This window comes from Agrobacterium sp. CNPSo 2736, from assembly GCF_004005385.1.
Classification (GTDB): Bacteria; Pseudomonadota; Alphaproteobacteria; order Rhizobiales; family Rhizobiaceae; genus Agrobacterium; species Agrobacterium leguminum.
Genome location: NZ_RZTX01000012.1, coordinates 69,359 through 86,195 on the forward strand (window position 1 = coordinate 69,359; position 16,837 = coordinate 86,195).

The 16,837-nt window shown below is 60.6% G+C and carries 17 protein-coding genes; 9 read left to right on the top strand and 8 right to left on the bottom strand.

Annotated features, from left to right (window positions below; all coding sequences use genetic code 11):
• The first annotated feature begins 118 nt into the window (after positions 1–118).
• The 5 genes from EM858_RS18745 to EM858_RS18765 all read left to right on the top strand — a co-directional run bounded on the left by EM858_RS18745 (position 119) and on the right by EM858_RS18765 (position 4,360).
• The gene (locus EM858_RS18745; RefSeq protein ID WP_127757593.1) at positions 119–907 is read left to right on the top strand and encodes an SDR family oxidoreductase; all 789 of its coding nucleotides are present in this window, start codon (positions 119–121) and stop codon (positions 905–907) included.
• Complete coding sequence (gene uvrC / locus EM858_RS18750) at positions 904–2,955, top strand: excinuclease ABC subunit UvrC (RefSeq protein WP_164865480.1); 2,052 nt, start codon at positions 904–906, stop codon at positions 2,953–2,955. Before EM858_RS18745 ends, uvrC begins: the two co-directional genes overlap by 4 nt.
• A 103-nt stretch (positions 2,956–3,058) precedes the next feature.
• Positions 3,059–3,646: a CDP-diacylglycerol--glycerol-3-phosphate 3-phosphatidyltransferase gene (pgsA, locus tag EM858_RS18755; protein WP_003520759.1), complete on the top strand. Its 588-nt coding sequence runs from the start codon at positions 3,059–3,061 to the stop codon at positions 3,644–3,646.
• Positions 3,646–3,900 carry a molybdopterin converting factor subunit 1 gene (gene moaD / locus EM858_RS18760; RefSeq protein ID WP_127757594.1) on the top strand — a complete coding sequence of 85 codons (255 nt, stop codon included), beginning with the start codon at positions 3,646–3,648 and terminating at the stop codon, positions 3,898–3,900. Before pgsA ends, moaD begins: the two co-directional genes overlap by 1 nt.
• 4 nt (positions 3,901–3,904) lie before the next feature.
• On the top strand, positions 3,905–4,360 hold the full coding sequence (locus tag EM858_RS18765; RefSeq protein WP_127757595.1) for a molybdenum cofactor biosynthesis protein MoaE: 456 nt from the start codon (positions 3,905–3,907) through the stop codon (positions 4,358–4,360).
• A 111-nt stretch (positions 4,361–4,471) separates the two neighbouring features.
• On the opposite strand, the gene EM858_RS18770 is transcribed toward EM858_RS18765, so the two are convergent.
• Positions 4,472–5,368: a branched-chain amino acid ABC transporter permease gene (locus EM858_RS18770; protein ID WP_127757596.1), complete on the bottom strand. Its 897-nt coding sequence runs from the start codon at positions 5,366–5,368 to the stop codon at positions 4,472–4,474.
• Between the two features lie 52 nt (positions 5,369–5,420).
• Between EM858_RS18770 and EM858_RS18775 the strand changes: the two genes are divergently transcribed.
• Entirely contained in the window at positions 5,421–5,981 is a 561-nt protein-coding gene (locus EM858_RS18775) for a CGNR zinc finger domain-containing protein (protein WP_174023839.1), read from the top strand.
• Positions 5,978–6,490: a lipoprotein gene (locus EM858_RS18780; RefSeq protein WP_127757598.1), complete on the top strand. Its 513-nt coding sequence runs from the start codon at positions 5,978–5,980 to the stop codon at positions 6,488–6,490. Before EM858_RS18775 ends, EM858_RS18780 begins: the two co-directional genes overlap by 4 nt.
• A 140-nt stretch (positions 6,491–6,630) precedes the next feature.
• Here EM858_RS18780 and ndk read toward each other — a convergent pair whose 3' ends face one another.
• Together ndk and EM858_RS18790 are read right to left on the bottom strand one after the other, a co-directional pair.
• Complete coding sequence (gene ndk, locus EM858_RS18785) at positions 6,631–7,053, bottom strand: nucleoside-diphosphate kinase (RefSeq protein ID WP_003496769.1); 423 nt, start codon at positions 7,051–7,053, stop codon at positions 6,631–6,633.
• Positions 7,054–7,156: 103 nt separating this feature from the next.
• Positions 7,157–7,852 carry a glutathione S-transferase family protein gene (locus EM858_RS18790; RefSeq protein ID WP_020813408.1) on the bottom strand — a complete coding sequence of 232 codons (696 nt, stop codon included), beginning with the start codon at positions 7,850–7,852 and terminating at the stop codon, positions 7,157–7,159.
• A gap of 258 nt (positions 7,853–8,110) precedes the next feature.
• Between EM858_RS18790 and EM858_RS18795 the strand changes: the two genes are divergently transcribed.
• Together EM858_RS18795 and abc-f are read left to right on the top strand one after the other, a co-directional pair.
• Positions 8,111–9,157 carry a GGDEF domain-containing protein gene (locus EM858_RS18795; protein ID WP_164865481.1) on the top strand — a complete coding sequence of 349 codons (1,047 nt, stop codon included), beginning with the start codon at positions 8,111–8,113 and terminating at the stop codon, positions 9,155–9,157.
• A gap of 69 nt (positions 9,158–9,226) precedes the next feature.
• Entirely contained in the window at positions 9,227–11,110 is a 1,884-nt protein-coding gene (gene abc-f, locus EM858_RS18800) for a ribosomal protection-like ABC-F family protein (protein ID WP_127757599.1), read from the top strand.
• 141 nt (positions 11,111–11,251) lie between these two features.
• Here abc-f and EM858_RS18805 read toward each other — a convergent pair whose 3' ends face one another.
• The 5 genes from EM858_RS18805 to EM858_RS27325 all read right to left on the bottom strand — a co-directional run bounded on the left by EM858_RS18805 (position 11,252) and on the right by EM858_RS27325 (position 16,607).
• Entirely contained in the window at positions 11,252–11,734 is a 483-nt protein-coding gene (locus tag EM858_RS18805) for a heme-binding protein (RefSeq protein ID WP_127757600.1), read from the bottom strand.
• A gap of 89 nt (positions 11,735–11,823) precedes the next feature.
• Complete coding sequence (locus EM858_RS18810; RefSeq protein ID WP_127757601.1) at positions 11,824–12,432, bottom strand: response regulator transcription factor; 609 nt, start codon at positions 12,430–12,432, stop codon at positions 11,824–11,826.
• Positions 12,429–14,135 (bottom strand): ATP-binding protein, encoded by a 1,707-nt coding sequence (locus EM858_RS18815; RefSeq protein ID WP_127757602.1) that lies wholly within the window; start codon positions 14,133–14,135, stop codon positions 12,429–12,431. The genes EM858_RS18810 and EM858_RS18815 overlap by 4 nt, the downstream gene beginning before the upstream one ends.
• 96 nt (positions 14,136–14,231) lie before the next feature.
• Positions 14,232–16,172 carry a GGDEF domain-containing phosphodiesterase gene (locus EM858_RS18820; protein WP_127757603.1) on the bottom strand — a complete coding sequence of 647 codons (1,941 nt, stop codon included), beginning with the start codon at positions 16,170–16,172 and terminating at the stop codon, positions 14,232–14,234.
• Between the two features lie 246 nt (positions 16,173–16,418).
• A complete protein-coding gene (locus tag EM858_RS27325) occupies positions 16,419–16,607 on the bottom strand; it encodes a hypothetical protein (protein ID WP_127757604.1) in 189 nt (62 codons plus the stop codon).
• Positions 16,608–16,837 lie beyond the last annotated feature (230 nt).

Sequence of the window (16,837 nt, forward strand, 5' to 3'; positions counted from 1 at the left end):
TAAACTTAGTTATATTCAAATTAAACCGAAATTGCATTGCGAATAAAAAATCGCCCAATTCTTTTGGGGCCGATGGACAGCTTGCGATTTGCATTTATATCCAGCAAATAGGACGGATATGAGCAAATGCAGGTCAGCCGTGAAAGAAAATATACAAAAGACAGTCTTGATAACGGGAGCCGCCCGCCGGCTCGGGCGGGCAATCGCCACCGATCTGGCCGCCCATGGCTTCGCCATCGCCGTCCATGCCAACGCATCCATGGCCAGCGCCGAGGAATTCGCTAACGAAATAAGGCAAAAAGGTGGCAAGGCCGTTGCCGTTCAGGCGGATCTGACACAATCCGGGCCTGCTTCGGGGCTCATCGAACAGGCTGCGTCAGTGCTGGGGCCTATCGGCGTCGTTATCAACAATGCGTCGGTTTTTCTCGACGACTCGGCGGACAAGCCCGATCCGGCGATCTTCGACGCGCATTTCGCCGTGCATGTGCGGGCGCCCTCCCTCATCGCCGCCGCCTTTCTCGAGCAACTGCCTGCCGACAAATCCGGGCTGATCGTCAATATCATCGACCAGCGCGTGCTTGCGCTGACGCCGCGTTTTTATTCCTACACGCTTTCCAAATCCGCCCTCTGGACGGCGACGCGAACGATGGCGCAAAGCTTTGCGCCGCGTGTGCGGGTCAACGCCATCGGGCCGGGTCCCACCTTCAAAAGCGAAAGACAGGCGCCCGAGGACTTTCAGGCGCAGATCGACGGCCTTATATTAAAGCGTGGTCCCGCACCGGACGAGTTCGGGCGGACGATTCGCTTTCTTTACGACACGCCGTCGGTCACCGGACAAATGATCGCGCTCGACGGCGGCCAGCATCTTGGCTGGGAAACCCCTGACGTGGCGGAGATAAATGAATGAACGGAAAGAAGCTGCCTGATGGCGGTATTCTCTTCGATGACACCGACGACGAAGATGACGATGCAAGCTTTGCCCCAACGGAAACGGCAGAGGCTTCGCGCGATGTCGTTGGCATGGACTGGAATGCGGGCTGGAAGAACGAATCCGGCCTGAAGGGCATGGACCTCATCGCCGAATTCGTCAAACACCTGCCCAACTCGCCGGGTGTCTATCGCATGTTCAACGAGGCGGGCGACGTGCTTTACGTTGGCAAGGCGCGCTCGCTGAAGAAGCGCGTCGGCAATTATGCCCAGGGCCGCGTGCATTCCAACCGCATTGCCCAGATGGTGCGTTTCACCACCCATATGGAATTCGTCACCACCCGCACGGAGACCGAAGCGCTTCTGCTGGAAGCGAATCTCATCAAGCGCTTGCGGCCGCGCTTTAACGTGCTTTTGCGCGACGACAAATCCTTCCCCTATATTCTCATTACCGCAGACAACCGCGCGCCGGCGATTTTCAAACACCGTGGGGCACGGGCGCGCAAGGGCGATTATTTCGGCCCCTTTGCGTCGGCCGGTGCGGTCGGGCGCACGATCAATTCGCTGCAACGCGCCTTTTTGATCCGCACCTGCACCGACAGCGTGTTTGAAACCCGCACGCGTCCCTGTCTTCTTTACCAGATCAAGCGCTGTTCCGGCCCCTGCACGCATGAGATCAGCGATCAGGGGTATGAAGAACTCGTCAAGGAAGCCAAGGATTTCCTGTCCGGCAAGAGCCAGAGCGTCAAGACCGCGATTGCGCGGCAGATGAACGAGGCGGCCGAGGACCTCGATTTCGAGCGCGCCGCCGTCTATCGCGACCGGCTGGCCGCACTTTCGCATGTCCAGAGCCATCAGGGCATCAATCCCGCCGGCATCGAGGAGGCGGATGTCTTCGCCATCCACCACGAAGGCGGCATTTCCTGCATTCAGGTGTTCTTTTTCCGCACCGGCCAGAACTGGGGCAACCGCGCCTATTTCCCCAAGGCCGACCCATCGCTCGCCGGCTCGGAAATCCTCAACGCATTCCTGGCGCAGTTTTACGACGACAAGCCGGTGCCGAAACAAATCCTGCTTTCCGAAACGGTGGAGGAGCAGGAGCTGCTGGCCGCGGCACTTGGGGAAAAGGCCGGGCACAAGGTTACCATCAGCGTGCCGCAGCGCGGCGAGAAGAAGGACATCACCGACCACGTGCTTGCCAATGCCCGCGAGGCGCATGGCCGCAAGCTGGCGGAAACCTCGTCTCAGGCGCGGCTGCTGAAGGGTTTTGCGGAAACATTCGGTCTTTCTTATGTACCGCGCCGGATCGAGATTTACGATAACTCCCATATCATGGGCACCAATGCCGTGGGCGGCATGGTGGTGGCGGGGCCGGAAGGTTTCGTGAAGAACCAGTACCGCAAGTTCAACATCAAATCGACCGACATCACTCCCGGCGACGACTTCGGCATGATGCGCGAGGTGATGACCCGTCGCTTCTCGCGTCTGTTGAAGGAAGAGGGAAAGCCCGACCGTGGGCAGACGCAGACGCAGACACCGGAAGAAGTGGCCGACATGCCTTTCCCCGCCTGGCCCGACGTGATCCTGATCGATGGCGGACAGGGCCAGATGACGGCGGTACGGGCCATTCTCGACGAACTCGGCATTCGCGACTGCGTGACCGCCATCGGCGTCGCCAAGGGCGTGGACCGCGAGGCGGGCCGCGAGCGCTTCTTTGCGGATGGGCGCAGCGATTTTTCGCTGCCGCCGCGCGATCCGGTGCTCTATTTCATTCAGCGCATGCGCGACGAAGCGCACCGCTTCGCCATCGGCTCGCACCGGGCGCGGCGCAAGAAGGAAATGGTGCGCAATCCGCTCGACGAAATCTCGGGAATCGGTCCGGGCCGCAAGCGCTCCCTGCTGCAGCATTTCGGCACGGCCAAAGCGGTTTCCCGCGCCGGCCTCAACGATCTGATGGCTGTCAGCGGCATTTCGGAGACGGTTGCGCGGCAAATCTACAATCACTTCCACGAGAGCGGCAGCGATTGATGCCGCGCCGTCGTGGCGAACTGCTAAAAAAACATAATCACATGTTGACGCTATGCCCTGGCGGCGGCATCAAGGCAGCTAATCTTAGACTGACAGGTTTCCCATGGCTTCGCGCGCATACAGCATTCCCAACCTACTCACCTATGGCCGCATCCTCGCGGTTCCTGTCATCGTTTTGTGCTTTTACATCGAAGGGAAACTGGAAAGCTCGGATTTCGCGCGCTGGACGGCATTGTGGCTGTTCATCATCGCCTCGCTGACCGATTTCCTCGATGGTTATCTGGCGCGTATCTGGAACCAGACGTCGAATATCGGCCGCATGCTGGACCCGATCGCCGACAAGCTGCTGGTCGCCTCCGTCCTGCTTCTGATGGCGGCGGACGGCACCATTGCCGGCTGGTCGCTCTGGGCGGCCATCACCATTCTCTGCCGTGAAATTCTGGTCTCGGGCCTGCGCGAATATCTGGCGGCGCTGAAGGTCAGCGTTCCCGTCACCCGCATCGCCAAGTGGAAGACCACAATCCAGATGGTCGCCATCGCCTTCCTGCTCGCGGGTCCTGCGGGCGACAAGGTTCTGCCCTACACGACCGAAATGGGCATTACCCTGCTGTGGATCGCGGCGGCGCTGACCATGTATACCGGCTATGATTACTTCAAGGCCGGCCTGAAGCACATCGTGGACGAAGACTGATGACACGGATCGTTTATTTCGCCTGGGTTCGCGAGAAGATCGGCACGGACGAGGAAGAGTTGGACATCCCCTCCTCCATCACCACCGCCGGTCAGCTGATCGCCTGGCTTGCAACGCGCGGCGAGAATTACGAAGCCGCCTTCGAATTCCCCAATGTGATCCGCGTCGCCGTCAATCAGGAACATGTCGAGCATGATGAAAGCATCGTCGGCGCGCGCGAGATCGGCATCTTCCCGCCGATGACGGGGGGATGAGCGGATGCAGCCGACGGTCCGCGTGCAGGCAGAGGATTTCGACGCTGCGGAAGAAACCCGCCGGCTGACGGAAGGTGACAGGAGCATCGGCGCGGTCGTGGCCTTCACCGGGATCTGCCGGGATGATGGCGGCACGCTTGCGGCGCTGGAGCTTGAACACTATCCCGGCATGGCGGAGGCGGAAATAACCCGCATCGCCAAACTTGCCGTGGAGCGTTTCGGCCTTCTCGGCCTCACCGCCATCCACCGCCATGGCAAGATCGCCGCCGGCGAAAACATCGTCCTCGTCATCGCAGCTTCATCGCATCGACAGGCGGCCTTCGATGGCGCGAATTTCGTGATGGACTACTTGAAGACATCCGCCCCGTTCTGGAAAAAGGAACATGGCAAGGATGGCTCGGCGGGCGACTGGGTTGCGGCAAAGACGACCGATGACACGGCGAAGGACAAGTGGCGATAGAGCATTTCCAGGAAAAGTGGAGCCCGGTTTTCCGTCCGGAAATGCGACGAAACAAAGAGTTAGAGCGCTTTCGCGATTAGAAGAAACGCGAAAGCGCTCTAGGGGCCGGACTCAGGGCGCTTCCACCCTGCTGCGCATGACAATCAGCCAGCCGACCAGCATCGCCAGAACCACCGCATCGCGCCAGGCGGCCGGTCCGTAACCGACCCAGAAAGTTTCCGCAAAGCCGACGGCGGCGGCCCCAAGGCCGCAGATGAGCGGACTGGCATAACCGCCCGCCGCCGAAATCAGCACCACCTTCAGCCCAAAGACCAGACCGGCGCCGAAATCCATGGTGCCGTAATAGAATGTGGCCAGCACGCCGGCGATGGCGGCAACGAGGCCCGCCGCACAATACGAAACGAGAAATATCCGACCCGCATTCACCCCGCATAAAGCGGCGGCGAAAGCATCGTCCGAGACGGCCTTCCAGCGCCTGCCGAAAGCGGAACGGCCAAGATAAAGCGACCCTGCGAGAATGAGCAGGCAGAAGGCCGCCGTGTTCAGCATCTGCATCGGTGTCAGGGTCACGGCAAAACCGCCATCGGCCCAGAAGCGCACCGGCTGAGATAAAAGCGGCGGCAGCCATAATTGCCTTGTGTCGGCGGCCAGCCTCGCGCTTTCGGTCAGCGCGATCAGCACGCCGACGGAGGCGACGGTCACGGCATTGGGAGAGGCTTTCGCCAGCGGCCGCATCACCGCCCTGCCGACAAAACCCGCCGCCCACAGCCCGCCTAACAGGCCCGCCCCTGCCCCGAGCGCCAATGTTGCCGGCAGAACCAGCCAAAGCCGGTTCCAGCCGAAATCGGCAAATAACAGGCAGGTCTGGCCGGCAAAGGCGAATATGGCGCCATAAGTGACATCGGGGCGTTTGGTGACCGAAAAGGCGATGGCATAACCAAAGGCCAGAACCGCATAAAGCGAGGCGACCGGCACGGCATTCAGCAATTGTTGCAGGAAATAGGCCAAGCGCGTCCTCCCGCCATGATTATAACTGTTAAAACTGATTTTGACAGTTATAATGTGCGGCATGACCTTTCGCTGGACAGAACATCGTTTCGCAGGCGGTGCATTGGCGCTGGATGTCGCCAATAGCGTGATCCTGCGCTCGGATGCGGCAAAATCAGTCGATCGTTTTGCCGTGCCGGCGCAGATCGCGGCCTTTGCCGAAGCGGCCACAAGGCTCGGTGCGGAACGTGACAGGTTTCCCACGCTCATTGCGCCCGAGGCGGAAAAGCAGGCGGTTTTTCTCGATCTTCGCGAGGCTGTCGACGACTATTTCCGCGCCGCCATTTCCGGCGACGACGATGGCGACGACAGGCTGGCCGGGCTTCTCTTCGCCTGCGGCACGGCGCTGCGGACGTTTCCGCTTGCCGAAAGCCTCGGCAACGCCACCGCCCATTCCGCCCTCTCGCTGCTTGCCGGTGAGACACGGGAACGGCTGCGGATCTGCGGCAATTGCGGCTGGCTTTTCATCGACCGCAGCAAGAACAGGAGCCGTATCTGGTGCGATATGGCTGTGTGCGGCAACCGGCAGAAAGCCAGCCGGCACTATCACCGGAAGAAGGACATGCGATCATGAGAAGAATTGCCCTTCCCTTGCTGGCGATTGCGGCAATGCTCGCTCTTTCCGGCTGCCAGCGGGACGAACCGCGTGAGGTGGCCAAGGTTTCCGGTCGGATGTTCGTTTTCAATTATCGCGTCGCCATCGCCACCTATCTGGTGACGCTTCAGCGCATCGCCCCCGTTCGCGATGGCAGCACGGTGGAAGCGACGTTCGAAAACCCGCGCGGCGGTCCAGACCTCACCAGCCGCGAGAAGATTTTCCCGAAAGACGAAAAGATCACGGTTCAGAGCCCACCGGTGGAATGCGTGAAGCAGGACCGGCCCTACAAGGTCACCATCCGCATCAAGGGGCCGGAAGGCGACATTCTCCAGACCATCGAAACCACGATCCGCTCGGACACCGACCAGTCGCTTCTTCCCGCCAAGCCTCTGGTGGTCGGTCCGCTTTATACGCCCAATCCGGAGGTGTTCAAACCGGATGGCACGACGGATATGCGGCCCGTTCAGGGGTGTCCGGCGTCATAGGGGCTGACGTAGCCTATGCCGTCAAAAGGGAACCGCCCCTCAACAAAAAAAACGGAGCCTTTCGGCTCCGCTTCTTCGAGTCTTTTCAGCAGCTTCGTGCAATCGCCTGCAACGGCGATTCAAGCCGTTGAGATTTTGAATCAGCCGACGATTTCGGTTTCGGCGAACCAGTAGGCGATTTCCTGTGCGGCGGTTTCCGGGGCGTCGGAACCGTGAACGGAGTTTTCGCCGATGGAGAGCGCGAAGGTCTTGCGGATGGTGCCTTCAGCGGCCTGGGCCGGGTTGGTGGCGCCCATGATTTCGCGGTTCTTGAGGATGGCGTTTTCGCCTTCCAGAACCTGAACGATGGTCGGGCCGGAGGTCATGCCTTCAACGAGTTCGCCGAAGAAGGGACGCTCTTTGTGAACGGCGTAGAAGCCTTCGGCTTCGCGCTTGCTCATCCAGACGCGCTTGGAGGCGACGACGCGCAGGCCGTTGTCTTCAAATACCTTGGTGATCGCGCCCGTCAGGTTACGCTTGGTTGCGTCCGGCTTGATCATCGAAAATGTGCGTTCAATCGCCATATGTCCGTTTCCTTTTCCTTCAGAGAAAGTGGGCGGTCTTTACCCGCCCAAAGGCCCGAAAACAAGGGGGATCGACGAGATTGCGACGATCATGCCAGACATTTCACGCCGCTGTCACACTGCGGCCTCTCGCATCGTAAAGATCGAGGCAGCCTTCGAACCAGTCCCGCACGGGGTCGTTATCGGCGAACAAATCCGCCCCGGTGGTGATCCGCGCCCACTGCAGCGCGCCGAACACGATGTAATCCGCAAAGAGCGGCGATGTGCCGCCGATGAAAGGCTGGAAGCTCAGCATACGCCGGATCGGCGCAAGCAATGCCGGAAAGGCTGCGATTTCCGCCTCGCGGTTCGCCACCACATCCTCGAGCGGACGACCGAGCGCTTTCGTGCGGCTGTCGCGGAAATAACGGCGATCCGGCTCGTCCAGCATATTGTGGATATCGAGCACGGCAATACGCACGATGGCGGGGTGAAGCACCGTCTGAGACCAGCTTTCTACGAAACGGGCCATGGCCTTGCCGCCCTCGCCGTTGAACAGCGACGGGCGCTCCGGGTAGGCTTCGTCCAGGTAAAGCGCGATTTCGAAACTGTCGCTCACCAGCTCGTCGCCGTCGCGCAGGATCGGCACGGTCTTCGAAAACCCGTCCTCCACCGTCGGGATCACCGTGAAGGGTAAAGGCCGCTCCTCGAAATCCAGCCCCTTATGCGCCAGCGAAAGCACGGTTTTCCAGCAATGGGGAGAAAATGGCCGGGAAGTATCGCTTCCGCATAGCGAATAGAGCGTTCTGGAAGTCGTCATGGGCTGCCCCTCTTCTGCAACATCGATGGAGCGATATAAAAACGGTCGCCGCCCGAAATCAAATCAGGATTTGTCATATTATCGATCAAGGAACGCCTCGGGCACACCCGCCTTCCACAACGCGGAATTTATGCTTCATGACGGCAAAATTCTTTGTGGATTTATTCTATTTTAAACCGTCGCTTGTAAGAATAACGCCGTTCAACAATCGGTTATCGCCGGTCCATTCATAATAATCCATTGCTATTGGGGCTGTCAGTGACGACATCGGCGGGCGATAAGAAACGCGAACAGGCAAGAAGCGCTCTTGTCGTTACCAAAATCACGCAGTTCATCGCCAAGATGAACATTGCACCTTTGCCGCGCAATTATGAATTGATCTATGAAATATTGTCCGGACACAATCCGGCCATGGGCCGTGACATTCTCGCGCTCGGCAATGCCCCGCAGCAGCATGAAATCGACCTCATCGGCCAGCGGCACAATCTGCCCGGCTTTTCGCGCATCGAAGCCGAACAGATGGCAAGCGAGGCCTTCGATACACTGACGCAGATTTCCGCGCGTCTGGATGCAAGCCTTCAGCGTACCCAGACTTTCCTTGCCAGCCTTGAGCAGGATGAGGATGGCGAGCCGCCCGCAACGGAGCGCTTCGTGGAGTTGCTGGGCGATATCCACGAAGAACAGACGAGCCTTCGGCATTTCATCGCCATGGGGCTGGTGAAAATCCGCGAGGTCGAAAGAAACCGCGCGGAGCTTCAGGCCGCCTCGCTTCGCGATGCGCTGACGGCCCTGCCAAACCGGGCCGCCTTTCTCGAAAAGCTTGGCGCTCTTTTTGCACGGGACCGGGCGGCCTCAGCCACCTCGCTGGTGCTGCTGGATATTGACCATTTCCGCGAAATCAACGGCAAATATGGCTCGTCTGCCGGCAACAAGGCGTTGCGACGTCTCGCCGCCCTGTTTCGCAAGACCATCAAGAAGGACGATTTCGTCGCTCGCATCGGGGGCGATGAGTTTGCCTTTCTGTTTGCAGGCGTGCCGCAAAACACGGCCGAGGCCATTGCCGAGCGGTTGCGGCAGAGCGTGGAGGCATTGCGCTTCGCGACCACTGGCGGCGATGGCGAACATCTGACCGTGTCGATCGGCGTCGCGGAAGTGGATGGAACCGCGACGCCGGCCGAGTTTTTCAGCCATGCCGAACTCGCTCTGCTTTCGGCCCGCTGCGGCACGCGCAACTGCGTCGTCGGTTATTCGCGGGAGGTGGCGCAGCATAGCCGCAGCAGCTATCTGGCGCAGCTCGGCGATTGACAGTTTAATCTCGCCCGATGTGGCGCGGGCGCTCTTGCCTTGGCCAGACAGTTCGGCCAAAACGGCGCCATGATTACGATTACCGATCTTTCCGCCCGCATCGCCGGGCGTCTGCTTCTCGACCATGCCAGCGTGACGCTTCCCGCCGGTGTGAAGGCGGGCCTTGTCGGCCGCAACGGCGCCGGCAAATCCACCCTGTTCCGGGTCATCACCGGCGATTTCTCGGCGGAAAGCGGTTCGGTGACAATTCCGAAACAGGCGCGCATCGGCCAGGTGGCGCAGGAAGCCCCAGGCACCGAAGAATCGCTGATTTCCATCGTACTTTCGGCCGACAAGGAGCGCAGCGCGCTTCTGGCCGAGGCGGAAACCGCGACCGATCCGCACCGTATCGCGGAAATCCAGATGCGGCTTGTCGATATCGACGCCCATTCGGCGGAAGCGCGCGCCTCCAGCATTCTTGCCGGCCTCGGTTTCGATCACGAAGCGCAGCTTCGCCCGGCCTCCTCCTTCTCCGGCGGCTGGCGCATGCGCGTGGCGCTCGCCTCCGTGCTGTTTGCCGAACCCGACCTGCTTCTGCTCGATGAGCCGACCAACTATCTCGACCTCGAAGGCACGCTCTGGCTTGAGGATTATATCCGGCGTTATCCGCACACCGTCATCATCATCAGCCACGACCGCGATCTTCTCAACAATGCCGTCAACTCCATCGTGCATCTGGATCAGAAGAAGCTGACCTTCTATCGCGGCGGTTACGACCAGTTCGAGCGGCAGAAGGCCGAGGCCGACGAATTGCAGATGAAGGCGAAGGCGAAAAACGACGCCGCGCGCAAGCACCTGCAAAGCTTCATCGACCGTTTCCGCGCCAAGGCCACCAAGGCGCGGCAGGCGCAGAGCCGCATCAAGGCGCTGGAGCGCATGGGCACCGTCGCCGCCGTGATCGAGGATCACGTCCAGCCGATCACCTTCCCGGAGCCGGAAAAGCAGCCCGCCTCCCCCATCGTCGCCATCAATGGCGGCGCTGTGGGTTACGAGCCGGGCAAATCGATCCTGAAGCAGCTCAATCTCAGGATCGACAGTGACGACCGCATTGCGCTGCTCGGTTCCAACGGCAACGGCAAATCCACCTTCGCGAAATTCATCTCCGGCCGGCTTGCACCACAGGCGGGCGATCTTCGCGTCGCCCCTGGCCTGAAGATCGGTTTCTTCGCGCAGCACCAGCTCGATGACCTCGTGCCGGATGAAACGCCGGTCGAACATGTGCGCAAACTGATGCCGCTGGCCCCGGAGGCGCAGGTGCGCTCCCGCGTGGCACAGATGGGTCTCGCGACGGAAAAGATGGCGACGGCGGCAAAGGACCTTTCCGGTGGTGAAAAGGCCCGGCTTCTGATGGGACTTGCGGCCTTCCATGCGCCGAACCTGCTCATCCTCGACGAACCGACCAACCATCTCGATATCGACAGCCGCCGTGCGCTGATCGAGGCGCTGAACGACTACAGCGGCGCGGTCATCCTCATCTCGCACGACCGCCATCTCATCGAGGCGACAGTGGACAGGCTGTGGCTGGTGGCTGACGGCACGGTCAAGACCTTCGAAGGCGACATGGAGGAATATCGCGATCTCGTCGTTTCTTCCGGTAAGAAGAAGGAAGACAAGACCGACGCCGCGGCCGATCAGGCCTCAAAGGCGGATCAGCGCAAGGCCAGTGCGGAAAAGCGCGCCCAGCTTGCGCCGCTCAAGAAAAAGATCAACGAAATCGAATCCCTGACGGCAAAGCTTGAGAAACTGATTCAGTCGCTCGACACGGAACTTGCCGACCCTGCCCTATATGAAAAAGCCCCCGCCAAGGCCGCGCAGAAAGTGAAAGAACGCGGCGAGGCCGCCAGCAAACTTTCCGACGCGGAGGAGCAATGGCTGCTGCTTTCCAGCGAGTATGAGGAAGCAATGGCGGGGTGATGCGCGGCGGTGACGTGGTTTTCAGCACCTTGTGAAGGGAAACCCATCTCCGTCATTCCGGCCTTGAGCCGGAATGACGGAGATTGACAACCCAAGGCATACGGCGACCTCCCATGAAGCCGCTGGACCTTATTGACAATCTTACTTCGCGCCGATGGCGTTGAGGCCTTCACGGGCGCATTCGGTGTCGATCGCGCCCGACGGCGCGCCGCCGACGCCGATGCCGCCGACCAGCGCTTCGCCGATCTTGATGGGCAGACCGCCAGCCTGAACGACCAGACGGTCATCCATGGTGCGCAGCCCTTCATTGGCGGGCTTGGAGGCGACGAATTCGGCAATTTCGCCGGTGTCGCGGCCGAGCGATGCGGCAGCAAAGGCCTTGCCGGTTGCGCTGGAGACCGTGTGCGGGCCGGAGCCGTCCGCCTTCAGCACCGTCTTGGTGGCGCCGTCGCGGGCGACGATGGCAACGGTGACGGCGTTGCCCTTGGTCGAGCAGGCCTGAAGCGCAGCCTTGGCCGCCTTTTCCGCCATTTCGAGCGGCAGATAGGGCGCGGTCGGCAGCGTCTGCGCCAATGCGGCCGAAGGAGCGATCAGGGCGGAAGCGATGAGAAGGGTGCGGATCATTGAGAGGTCCTCTTGCTTGATGAGGACTGCAGCTTAAGCGGACGGCGTTCCATCGCGAATCCGTAAGACTTGCCGGCGGCTCGGTAGTTCTACCGATCAGCGCCGGCTTCCAGCCAGAGCCTTGTCATTTCCGCCTGCGAGGTGGTGCCGAGCTTGAGGCCGATGGCGGCGCGATGGCTGTCCACCGTGCGCGGCGAAAGCCCAAGCCCGTCTGCGATCTGGCGCGTGGTAAAACCGAGGGCGATGCGTTCGAGTATCTCCCTCTCCCGCGCGGTCAGCAGCGACAAAAGCGCCGTCGTTTCCGCGTGCAGCGCTTTTGCATCGAGCGTGCGGGCCAATATCCGATGCGCCTTCTGGATCGCGTCGATGAGATCCTGCTCATCTATGGGCTTGGAAAGAAAATCCACCGCGCCATTGTGAAAGGCCCGGCGGCAGGCTTCGATATTGCCGTGACCGGAAATGATGATGACAGGCCAGTCGACCCCTTCTTCCGTCAGCTTTTCCTGCATTTTCAATCCGGTAATGGCCGGCATGCGGATATCGAAGATCAGGCAACCCGGTTCGAGCCCGGATAGCTGGCCGAGAAATACCACCGGATCGGCAAAGCCCTTCGCCTTGATGCCGACGGTGGACAGGAGGAGGATCAGCGCCTTGCGCACGGCGTCATCGTCATCGACGAGATAGACGGGCAGCGTCATGGGTTCTGCGCCTCCGCTGCAATCGGCAGGACAACGCGGAAATGCGCCCCATTCTCACCCTCGATATAGCGGATTTCGCCGCCTGCGCGCTCCACCAGCCTCTGGCTGAGGGCAAGTCCCAGACCCATGCCGTTCGTTTTCGTGGTGGCAAAGGGCGTAAACAGCCGGTCGCGCAGGCCGGGTGCGACACCGGGGCCGTTATCGGCAACTTCGAGAAGGGCGAAATCACCGCTCCGGCTTAATCTGGCGGTAATCGCGCGTCTGCCTTCAATGGCAGTGAGCGCATCGAGCGCGTTGCGCAGCAGATTGAACATGACCTGCTCTATTTCAACGGGATCGACCCGCACCAGGAGCGGAGCATCAGGCATCGCGATGTCGATGCTGGTCTCATGCCGGGCCGCTTCGCCGGCAAGCAGCGCGTCGACGTTGCGCAGAGCGGCACGCAGATCATGCGCCGCCACCGGCTGGCGGTGCGGCAGCGACCAGTTGCGAAACCGGTCGAGCATATTGGCGGCGCATCGTGCCTGATCGATCATATCGTCGAGGGCACCGGAAAGGGCCGCGACATCCTGACGGGCAAGCAGCCGCCGCCCGGCCTGCGCCTGCGCCAATATCGCCGTCAGAGGCTGGGTCAGTTCATGGGCAAGGCCGCTTGCCATCTCTCCGAGGGCATTGACCCGCGAAGCATGGGTGAGCCTCGCCTCCATGCCGCTCAGCTCGGCCCGTCTTTCGGCGGCGCGCATACGCGTCCTCTGTCTTGCCATGACGGTGCCGAGCAGGAAAACGATGCTCGCCCCAGCCATGCCCGCCAACAGGGCCCGGCCCGGCAAGAGATCGCGCCAGGTGATCGAGAGCGCGACCTCAAGCATGAGCGGCTGGGTGGCGCTGCTCAGCTGCCGGACATATTGCGGCGCTTCCGGTAGAGAGGGCGGACCGAACAGGACTGGACCGTCAGGCATTTTGAGGCGGATCACCGCCTGTTTCGCCGACCAGAACGGAGCATCGGACGCCAGAAGCCGCGCGGCATCGACGGCAAGCACCAGTACTTTCGAGGCCGTCTCGCTATTGGGGCTGCGCTTGACGATCATGTAATGGCCGGGCCTGAGATCGCTCGCCACTAGGGCGGGCCGTCCGGTAAAGACCGATGCTGCCTTGCGGATCGCCGCTGCCAACTCGTTTTCCAGCGGCCGGGTGCCGATAACAGGCCCCGCCTCATTGAGGGAAACCAGCTGAACCTCATCGATGCGCGGGTAAAATTGCAGAATGGGTGCCGCGACATCGAGCAGCAGGCCGTAATCCGCCCCCTGCTCCGCCTGCGCCACCGCCGAAAGCGCCGTCACATGGGCATCATGCTGATCGGCCCGGCGGGATGCCTCGGCCTGCAACGCATCGCTCTGCCGCCCCAGCTCGCCGAGCAGGCTGACATATTGATAAGCCGCCAGAGCGCAAATGACGGCCGCCATGAGCAATGCCCAGGCCAGAAACAACCTGAGAAAACTCCATCCTGTCAGCGGCCGCGGATTGTTCGCCGTGCGTCGGCCGCCTGATACGGGATGGGCGGCTGCGCGAAACGAGCGGCCGGCGCTGTCCGCGCCCCTGGCCGCCTCATTCGGCAGGTGCTCGGCCGGCTTTCCGGGCACCTCGTTCCATGCATCGTTGTTTTCCAGCATCGGCTCGCCCGCATGACCTGCAAAAAGGGTCATAACATTCGCTCATCAAAGGCGTTTCTCAGCACAGACCGGGAAAACATTCAATGCAGCGGTCGCCGAATTTGCCCCTGACCGTGCTTGGCCGCCGCGCTAGGCGCACGCCCTGCGGGCCTGCAATCGGTCGAGCGGCACGGCGGGGGAATAAAGATAGCCCTGCCCGAAGCGTATGCCCATCTGCATGAGAAGCCGGCTCTGCTCTTCCGTTTCTATACCTTCCGTTACCAGCTTTGCGCCGTAACGCTCCGCACTCTCGAAGGCGAGCGCGATGGCGTCCCTGAACCGCGACTGGTCGAGCCTCGACGTCATCCAGTGGTCGATCTTGACCTCTTCGAACGGGAACCGCGCAAGCAAAGTGAGGGCCGCATAACCGGTGCCGAAATCATCGAGCGCCAGCCGGATGCCCGCGGCAATCAGCGTATCGAAATTCTGCTGCACGACATCGGTGGTCGGTATCCTGCTCATCTCCGTCACTTCGATCGAGAGGCGATGCGCCGGCACTGCCATTTCGTGCAGCAACACCACGACCCGGTCTGCGAAATGCGCACTCGCAAAAGACGAAGCGGAAATATTCACCGCCAGATGAAAATCCGCGTCGAGGCCGTGCAGGTCGCGAAGATCGCGCACGACGGCTTCGATCGTCGACCATTCGAATTCCACCAGCAGCCGATGGCGTTCGGCGATCTCCAGCACATAATAGGGCGAAAGCGCCTGCCCCCGCGCATCGACCGCGCGCAACAGCGCTTCGGCGCCGATCATGCGGCGGTTGCGCATTTCGTATTTCGGCTGGTAGCAAATGGGCGGCGTGCCGGATTTGATCCAGTTGACCAGCATCTGCCGCACGGCCTCGTCCCGTGTCGCTTTTTCGGCAAAGGAGAAGGGGAAAATCTGCACCGGATGATCGCTTCCCTTCAGCGCGAGGCTGAGGTGCCTGAGGAAGGAGGCGACGTTCTGCCGGGAAAGCCTGTCCAGATTCGCCGCACCGATCTTGAGATGCGGCACCGGCCCCGCCTCCGCCGAGCGGCAAAATGCGCTCAACCCGTCATGCAGATGCATCATGAGTTTCGCGCTTTCGGACTTCTCCAGCGAAATCCCCCGCATGACGACCGCAAGTGTCGTATCGCCGAACATGAAGCTGCAGGGCGTATTGGATCTGCACAATAAGCCGTCTTCCCGGTCGCAGATTTCCCGCGCCAGCCTCGGCCAGAAAAGATCGCTCCAGTCCTCGCCCTCGCAGGCGGCGACATCGGCAATATTGACGATCTCGATCAGAATGAGGGCGTGCGGAACGGCCGGCTCCTGCCGCATCGCCGCTTCGATATGGTCCTTGAGGGCGCGTCTGTTGGGCAGGCCGGTCAATGAATCCGTCCGCGCCGCCACCTCGCGTTTCCGTGTCTCTTCCCGCGCCCGCGCCTCGCTGCGCAGCAGGATGAACAGGCAGACGATCATCGGCAGGCCGACGGCGACCGCGCCCAGGGTTCGGCGGCCTATTGCGCTCAAAAACAGCGTCTGGTCGACCAGCCCGAGCGCGAATGAGACAGAGATCGCAAGCAGCACGGCAATGAACCTGACCGCGAAGACAGTAAGGATATCCCGAATTCCCAGATCGGCGAGGTGGCGGTTGCGCATCCAGCCATACATGATGATGCCGCAGGCCGAAATGACGGCCATGTCCTGCAGGGCCGCAAAAAACAGCACGGGACCGCCGAACACGAAACGCCCGGCCGCCACGAGGGCAAGGCTGATCAGCCCGCCCTGCCAGGATCCCAGCACCCCGGCCAGAAACAGCAGGTCGGAGCGGATATAGGGTTTGGAGGGCAGCTTGATGAATTCGGAAACCAGCAATGTCAGCAGAAAGCCAGTCGCCCCGAACACGATGCCGTAATAGATTTTATAGCGTGGATCCTCGAGGGCGATGTTTCGCCGCAGAAGGATCAGCACAGACACCATGCCAACGACAGCAGCCGCCTGAAGCAGCAGAAACGGAAGTTCGGCAGCCGATGCTGCCGCTTGTGCGGCGATCAATTCCATCATCTGCATTCCCCCTTTATTATCTGTTCTGGCGCCGGCATTGCGGGATATGGCCTTCACAAATCCTGCTTCGTGCAGGACAGAATTTATAACACAATCGCCAGGCCTTCAGTGTCCTATGCCGCCATTGCGGCTTCGACGCTGTAAAGCTTCGCTGCCCCCCGACAATTGGCCCCATATACACGGAGGCCAGCACCGGCCACGGTGCTTCGCCTTCCAAAGCGCCATATCGGCCCGCCTCACCATCCCCTATGTGATTTCCCTGCCGTCATCGGGAACCGGAATGCCGAAGCAGCCCGCGAACCGGGCATAGCGACGGCGAGCATACGGCCAGCTCATGACACCGAAAACCAATGCATGTGCATTGAATGGATGGCTGCTGTCATCGACTTTGCGAACGGAGCCAGACGAACGACCATCTTCAAGTAAAACCGCCATGCACCTGCTCTTAAAAAATCTATTAAAGCGAAATCTAAAATTAATACGAATATTCTGCGAATATACCGGAAAAAATCGACATTAAAACTGCTGATTTACAAAAAACAACACTTTAAAATTCAGAAAAATAGTTGCTATTCTCAAATTCTACCCAACCTACGAATGTACATACCAAAATTTTGTTATGACATTACAGCTTGAAAAAAGACGCGCGGCGTGGAAACGATCAC

Bases quoted from the DNA above. Each gene is read 5' to 3' on its own strand.
- EM858_RS18745 (WP_127757593.1), top strand. From the start codon at position 119: ATGAGCAAATGCAGGTCAGCCGTGAAAGAAAATATACAAAAGACAGTC.
- uvrC (WP_164865480.1), top strand. From the start codon at position 904: ATGAACGGAAAGAAGCTGCCTGATGGCGGTATTCTCTTCGATGACACC.
- pgsA (WP_003520759.1), top strand. From the start codon at position 3,059: ATGGCTTCGCGCGCATACAGCATTCCCAACCTACTCACCTATGGCCGC.
- moaD (WP_127757594.1), top strand. From the start codon at position 3,646: ATGACACGGATCGTTTATTTCGCCTGGGTTCGCGAGAAGATCGGCACG.
- EM858_RS18765 (WP_127757595.1), top strand. From the start codon at position 3,905: ATGCAGCCGACGGTCCGCGTGCAGGCAGAGGATTTCGACGCTGCGGAA.
- EM858_RS18775 (WP_174023839.1), top strand. From the start codon at position 5,421: ATGTGCGGCATGACCTTTCGCTGGACAGAACATCGTTTCGCAGGCGGT.
- EM858_RS18780 (WP_127757598.1), top strand. From the start codon at position 5,978: ATGAGAAGAATTGCCCTTCCCTTGCTGGCGATTGCGGCAATGCTCGCT.
- ndk (WP_003496769.1), bottom strand. From the start codon at position 7,053: ATGGCGATTGAACGCACATTTTCGATGATCAAGCCGGACGCAACCAAG.
- EM858_RS18790 (WP_020813408.1), bottom strand. From the start codon at position 7,852: ATGACGACTTCCAGAACGCTCTATTCGCTATGCGGAAGCGATACTTCC.
- abc-f (WP_127757599.1), top strand. From the start codon at position 9,227: ATGATTACGATTACCGATCTTTCCGCCCGCATCGCCGGGCGTCTGCTT.
- EM858_RS18805 (WP_127757600.1), bottom strand. From the start codon at position 11,734: ATGATCCGCACCCTTCTCATCGCTTCCGCCCTGATCGCTCCTTCGGCC.
- EM858_RS18810 (WP_127757601.1), bottom strand. From the start codon at position 12,432: ATGACGCTGCCCGTCTATCTCGTCGATGACGATGACGCCGTGCGCAAG.
- EM858_RS18815 (WP_127757602.1), bottom strand. From the start codon at position 14,135: ATGACCCTTTTTGCAGGTCATGCGGGCGAGCCGATGCTGGAAAACAAC.
- EM858_RS18820 (WP_127757603.1), bottom strand. From the start codon at position 16,172: ATGATGGAATTGATCGCCGCACAAGCGGCAGCATCGGCTGCCGAACTT.
- EM858_RS27325 (WP_127757604.1), bottom strand. From the start codon at position 16,607: ATGGCGGTTTTACTTGAAGATGGTCGTTCGTCTGGCTCCGTTCGCAAA.